This is a genomic window from Chloroflexota bacterium (assembly GCA_020161265.1).
GTDB lineage: Bacteria > Chloroflexota > Chloroflexia > Chloroflexales > Herpetosiphonaceae > Herpetosiphon.
The window spans coordinates 459,456-465,546 of sequence record JAIUOC010000006.1; the positions used below are offsets into that span (position 1 = coordinate 459,456).

6 protein-coding genes and 2 tRNA genes are annotated in these 6,091 nt (G+C 49.8%); 6 read left to right on the forward strand and 2 right to left on the reverse strand.

The window, feature by feature from the left end:
• Window positions 1-87: 87 nt before the first annotated feature.
• On the reverse strand, window positions 88-1,149 hold the full coding sequence (locus LCH85_16170; GenBank protein MCA0353530.1) for a site-specific DNA-methyltransferase: 1,062 nt from the start codon (window positions 1,147-1,149) through the stop codon (window positions 88-90).
• An 82-nt stretch (window positions 1,150-1,231) separates the two neighbouring features.
• Window positions 1,232-2,737 (reverse strand): carboxypeptidase M32, encoded by a 1,506-nt coding sequence (locus LCH85_16175; protein MCA0353531.1) that lies wholly within the window; start codon window positions 2,735-2,737, stop codon window positions 1,232-1,234.
• A gap of 432 nt (window positions 2,738-3,169) precedes the next feature.
• Here LCH85_16175 and LCH85_16180 point away from each other — a divergent pair, with 432 nt between their 5' ends.
• The 6 genes from LCH85_16180 to tuf all read left to right on the forward strand — a co-directional run.
• A complete protein-coding gene (locus LCH85_16180) occupies window positions 3,170-3,376 on the forward strand; it encodes a hypothetical protein (protein MCA0353532.1) in 207 nt (68 codons plus the stop codon).
• Entirely contained in the window at window positions 3,373-4,446 is a 1,074-nt protein-coding gene (locus tag LCH85_16185; protein MCA0353533.1) for an STAS domain-containing protein, read from the forward strand. Before LCH85_16180 ends, LCH85_16185 begins: the two co-directional genes overlap by 4 nt.
• 11 nt (window positions 4,447-4,457) lie before the next feature.
• Window positions 4,458-5,591, forward strand: coding sequence for a pyridoxal phosphate-dependent aminotransferase (locus tag LCH85_16190; GenBank protein MCA0353534.1), 1,134 nt, complete (start codon window positions 4,458-4,460; stop codon window positions 5,589-5,591).
• Window positions 5,592-5,656: 65 nt separating this feature from the next.
• A tRNA-Tyr gene (locus LCH85_16195) sits at window positions 5,657-5,742 on the forward strand.
• Between the two features lie 25 nt (window positions 5,743-5,767).
• Window positions 5,768-5,843, forward strand: a tRNA-Thr gene (locus LCH85_16200).
• A 94-nt stretch (window positions 5,844-5,937) separates the two neighbouring features.
• Window positions 5,938-6,091 (forward strand): elongation factor Tu (tuf, locus tag LCH85_16205; GenBank protein ID MCA0353535.1); only part of this gene is annotated, 154 nt, incomplete at its 3' end.

The window sequence follows — 6,091 nt, forward strand, 5'->3', positions numbered from 1 at the left end:
TCGTGTGCTTCGTGTGCTTCGTGGTTAAAAATGATCGTTGTCCTTTATGCTCTATGTTCTATGCTCTATGCTCTTTTGACCCCTGCGCTACTTCTTGCGGAATAGAAAAATATACTCGTGCTTGAAGATATAAAAGCCGCCGACCAAGGCCCGATAGCGCCACAGCTCTTTTTGATGGCGCTTGCCAGTGGTATCTTCAAAGTTTTTAACAATGATACTTTTGAGTTGAAAGCCTTGTTGCTGCACAACTTCCATGGTGCGAAACCCGAGGGCCACCCACTCGCCATGCATATATTTATCGCCGATAATCACCGCCAGATGTCGCCCGCGTTGCAAAACAGGCTTAACTTGAGCTACTGCTGCCGCCATTTGCCCCAGAAAATCCTCAACTGACAGTGCGTTGGATAAATCGCGTTCATCGTCGCTGAAGTTGATAATATCGAAATAAGGCGGGTGCATAATTGCTAGTTGCACATGGCGCTGGCCATAATCTGCCAACAAGCTTTGCCAATTGATTGTGGTGCAATCGCCATGGACTGAACGCGCCACAATCGCCAGTGGATTTGGCTCGCGCTCAACCGCTTGGTTGGCATACTCGACCATGTGCGGCTGTAATTCAACGCCTAGGACATTGCGACCCAAGCGTTGGCCTTCGATTAACGTTGTGCCGGAGCCAGCAAAGGTATCGATTACCCAATCGCCCTGTTTGGTATAACGCCGCATCAGCTGATTGGGAATTTGCGGCACAAAATTGCCCCAATAGCCCGCCGAATGCACTCCTGAGCCATCGCGACGGTCGATCATCCACAAGCTATCGGTGTTAATATCGTCGTATTCCTTCCAACGATTGAGGTTAATATCGTTGATCGCGGTGGTGCGCACGGTGGCAATGCTCCGAGCCAGCCGATCGATATAGTAATGCGCTCGTTCGAGGGTCTGGGCCTCGCTAATTTGCTGTAACTCACCTAACAAAAAAGCATAATCAAACGCGACACTTTCGGCCTGATCAGCGATCCCATCAGCATAATCGGCCAAGTGCGAGGTGGTAGCGAGAATACTAGCGCGGAGTGCGACGAGGGCTGTGAGATCACGCCAACCAGCCAGAAGATTGAGCAAACGTGGTTTGCGAAACCAAAGCAACCGATCCATGCAATCACCCATGAACAATTCTCAAGCGGGGCTGGTTTGTGCAACCAACCCCGACAAACGTTTACCGTGCGAGATGCTTATTTTACAACGAATAGAGTTCGCCGTATTTGGTGCGGAGATAGCGAATATACGGCTCGATGCTGAGGTCTTGGCCAGTAACCTTGCGGATCAAGGTTGGTACGCTATATTTGCGGCCATGAACGTACATATTCGATTTCAGCCAATTGTGTAGGTTGGCAAATTGGCCTTGGCTAATTTCAGTTGGTACGTTGGGGTTAGCTCGCACGGCAGCATCAAAAACTTGAGCGCTGAGGATATTGCCCAACGTATAGCCTTGGAATGAGCCACCGATAATCCCACCATACCAGTGGACATCTTGCAGCACACCATCGCGATTATCGGGGGCGGTAATGCCCAGATCGCTGCGATAGCGTTCGTGCCAAGCTTCAGGCAGATCGCGAATTGCTAATTTACCTTCGAGCAAAGCCAATTCCAAATCGAAGCGAATCATAACGTGCAAGTTGTAGGTTACTTCGTCCGAATCGGTGCGAATCAATGAGCGCTGCACTTTGTTGATCGCCCGATAGAAGGTATCTAAATTGACATTGCCCAGCTGATTGGGGAATGCGGCCTGAGCTTTGGGATAGGCGTATTGCCAGAAGGCGCGGCTGCGGCCAACCACATTTTCCCATAAGCGTGATTGTGATTCGTGAGTGCCTGCCGAAGCACCGCTCGCCAATGGAGTATTTTCATAGGCTGGATTTACGCCCAACTCATAGACGGCATGGCCAGTTTCGTGAATTGTGCTGAACAGGCCATCGCTCAAATCGTTTTCACGGAAGCGGGTGGTGATCCGCACATCGCCAATCGAGAACTTGGTCATAAAGGGATGGTGGGTCTTATCTTGGCGACCGCGTTCGAAATCGTAGCCAATTTCGCGAATGAGGCTTTCACCAAAGGCCAATTGCTCGGCTTCGGGGTAGTGTTGCAACAAACAACTATCATCAGCGGCAGGTTGTTCGGTGATGGTTTTGACCAATGGCACGAGTTGTTCGCGCAAGGGGCCAAAAATCTCGCGGATTTTTGCAACCGTCATGCCTTGATCAGCCATATCGATCAGCGGATCGGCGATATGTTCGCTGGGGCCGAAAAATTCAGCATAGCGGCGGCTGAGCTCAAGGGTTTTTTCGAGCAATGGAGCGACTGAAGCGAAGTCGTTGTTGGGGCGAGCTTGAGTCCAAGCGGTATAGGTTTTGGCGACGTGCGAATACAATTCAGCAATAAACTCGCTGGGCACGCGCACCGCTTGGTCATAATCGCGCTTGGTCACCAAGACCAAGGCTGCGTCATCCGATTCAGGATCTTGTTGTTCGGCCCAAGGCACCAGTTGCTCAAGCAGGCGACCAACTTCGGGAGCGGTGGCATGCTCGTGGGCTAAGCGGCTGAGGGTGGCCATTTGGCGACCACGAGCTTCGGCCCCGCCAGCGGGCATGTAGGTGCTTTGATCCCAATTTAACACAGCGCTAGCATACGATAAATCTTGAGCAACCCCAATTTTTTCCTTCAAATCAGCTAATTGTTCTTGCATTCTGTTCTCCTACACATGTGGCACGATTGTGCAACGGCGCACACTCGCTCAGTCATTATAATTCAATTCAGCGCTAGATGAGAACCAGTTTGACGCATTGCAGCGATCAGCTGGAGCGCCCTCAACCTTGTGAGTAGTTAATCATCTAGAATGGGGGAATGTTTGATCAGCTAAAACGAGCAACTATTGAGCCCTAGCCGCCAAATCTAATAATCTGAGTCAAGAATTGAGCGTAGCTGTGGTCGATTCCAATAGGCCAAACGTATGATACGCCTTGGTACTATTAGGGGGAGCGAACTCATCCCTTGATGGTAGTGGAATTGCCTAGGTAACCCATAAATCAAGTCCTATAGTCCTGTTATTTCTAGTTGCGCGAAGCGACCGAGTATGTCATACTCAAGAATAACCATTTTTCCCAACGGGTCTTTCACTATGCAACGATCACTACCATCTGCAAAACAGCTTGGCGTAGCTGCCTTTGCAACGTTGATTTTAGGCATTATCTTGCTGTATGCAGGAGCCTTAACCATCGCACCATTGGCTTTGCTCGGTTTTGTCGTGTTATCAATAGTGGCAATGGTATCGCTCACCGCCCACGACATAGAAGATACCATTCGACAGAAAGGGCGTTCTGAATGAGTTTGCTACCCGCCGCCATCGACGATAACGAACTATCTCCTGCCCGCAAAACCTTGCTTGATCGCATCCATTTGGTGTGGATATTTGTCAATGGCTCAACTGCATTAAGCTTGTTTTTCCTCTTTCTCTTCAATTTCTTTAGCGGCAACAGTGCTTGGGTCCAAATGTTGATCTTATCGATCTCGTCGATTGGCTCAACTGGGATTTTGTGGTACACCAATAGCAAGCCAGTTCAATGGCGCTTATGGGCAGCCTTGATTAGCTCGATGGTCGCATTAATTGAAATTGCCCTTTTCTTCCAAAATGGCTATTTGATTGCGATTTCAATCACCAGTGTGGTCAGTATCTATGCAGTTACCGCTGATCGCCACGAATTAATCACTTGGTCGGCAGTGATTGGCGTGACCTTTACAATTATTTTTGCGGTTTTGAATGGGGTTGAACAAACTCCGCCAAAATGGCTGAATGATTTACACCTCAACTTGCTGATTTCAAAAGTGCTGGTGCCAGCCTTTATTGGCGGCGGGATTGTGATGATTGCCTTGTTGCTGCTTGGTTTGAGCAACACGCTGCGTCAATCGCTCAACGAGGCCAATGAACGACGGCGGGTGGCTGAAGAAGCTCAAGCCTCTCAAGCTAAAACTTTGGCGCAGGTTGAACGTCAAGCAGCTGAGCAAGCTCGTTTGCTCGAATTGGTGCGCGACCTCGAAACGCCAGTTATTCCAGTACTCGATGGTGTGTTGGTACTGCCAATCGTCGGTCACCTCGAAAGCAAACGGCTGGAAAACTTGACCGAATTGCTGCTCAATCGAGTTTCGCAAGAGCGTGCCCACACGGTGTTGCTCGATATCACGGCGGTGTCAGTGGTTGATACGGCTACTGCTCAGCACCTAATTCAGCTAGCCCGCGCAATTCGTTTGCTTGGCGCTGAATGTGTGATTACCGGGATTCGCGCTCATGTTGCGAGCACCTTGGTCGCGCTGGGAATTACCTGGGAAGGCCTACGCACTGCTGGCTCGTTGCGCGATGGTATTGCCAAAATTATCGCTGAAAAGAATATTGCAATTTAGGAATTTGGCTTGTGGTTTTTGATGATACTGATTTAACACCCAACCGCATTGAAATGGCTCGTCGCGCTGCGACGGGTCATTTTATTGATCTGACCAGTAGTAACCCAACGCAGCAAGGTTTGCTTTTTCCGCCCGATGTGCTGGAGCAAGCCGCCCAAAAATATTGGTCACAACGGCGCTATGATCCAAATCCACATGGTTTGGAGCCAACTCGTCAGGCAATTATTGATTATTATGCTCAGCGCAGGCCAGCTTTGGCATTAACGCTTGATGATATTTTTATTACTGCCAGTACCAGCGAGGCCTATAGCTTATTGTTCTCGTTGCTCACTGCGCCAGGCGATAATATTCTTGGGCCAAATGTGACCTACCCATTGTTTGAATATTTGGCTGATTTGCACCACGTTGAGTTGCGTACCTACGAGCTTGATCCTGCCAATAATTGGGCGATCGATCAGGCTTCGTTGCTGGCTGCCGCCGATCAGAACACGCGGGCGGTTTTATTAATTTCACCGCATAATCCAACTGGGGCAATTATTAGCGAGCCAATCGCCGCATTAAATCAACTGGGAATTCCATTGATTTGCGATGAAGTGTTTGCGCCGTTTGCGTTGGCCAAATCGCATGTGCCAGCATTAGGCGGGCTGCATCCCGACATACCCGTATTTCAATTGAATGGCATTTCTAAGCTCTTAGCCTTGCCCGACCTCAAACTAGGCTGGATTGCGCTGAATCAGGCGGCTCAAGGCTATGCAGAGCGCCTAGAATTGATCAACGATACCTTTCTGAGTTGTAGCACATTGATTCAGACGATGCTGCCCGATTTGTTGCATGCTGCGCCGCCGTTTATTGATCAGATGCTTGAGCGAGTGCGAGCTAATATTGCCTATGCCCGTGAGCATTTGGCCCAGCATCCACGCTTGATCTGGAGCGAGCCAGATGGCGGCTATTATTTGTTTTTGCAGGTGCGCGATGAATTCGATGATGAAGCCTTGGTCGTGCGTTTGATCGAGCAAGGGGTGTTGGTGCATCCAGGCTTCTTTTTCGATTGGATCGATGATTGTCGGCTTATGCTCTCGGCCTTGACTGAACCGCACCAATGGCAAGCAGGTATCCAAAAATTGGCTCAGATTCTTACAATTTGACAAGCAATCAATCTTCGGCTATAATCACCTGCGCTGTCGGAATACGGCAGGTTTACAAAAAAAGCGGGTAGGTACCAGAGTGGCCAAATGGGGCGGACTGTAAATCCGCTGGCTTACGCCTACGGGGGTTCGAATCCCTCCCTGCCCACCAATTTGTTTTCCATGTCACAGACAATGCCCTTGTAGCTCAGTTGGCAGAGCACACCCTTGGTAAGGGTGAGGTCACGGATTCGAGTTCCGTCAAGGGCTCCATACCTATGCTGGAAAACGATCCGACACTTTGTGCGGGTCGTTTTCATTGAAACTTACAAAACCCCATTTGGGATTGTAGGAGGACTAACACTCAATGGCTAAGCAAAAGTTCGAGCGGAACAAGCCCCACATCAACATTGGGACGATCGGGCACGTTGACCACGGCAAGACGACCTTGACCGCTGCCATCACCAAAACCATGGCACTGCGTGGCCGCGCTGAATTCCGCGCCTTCGACCAAATCGACA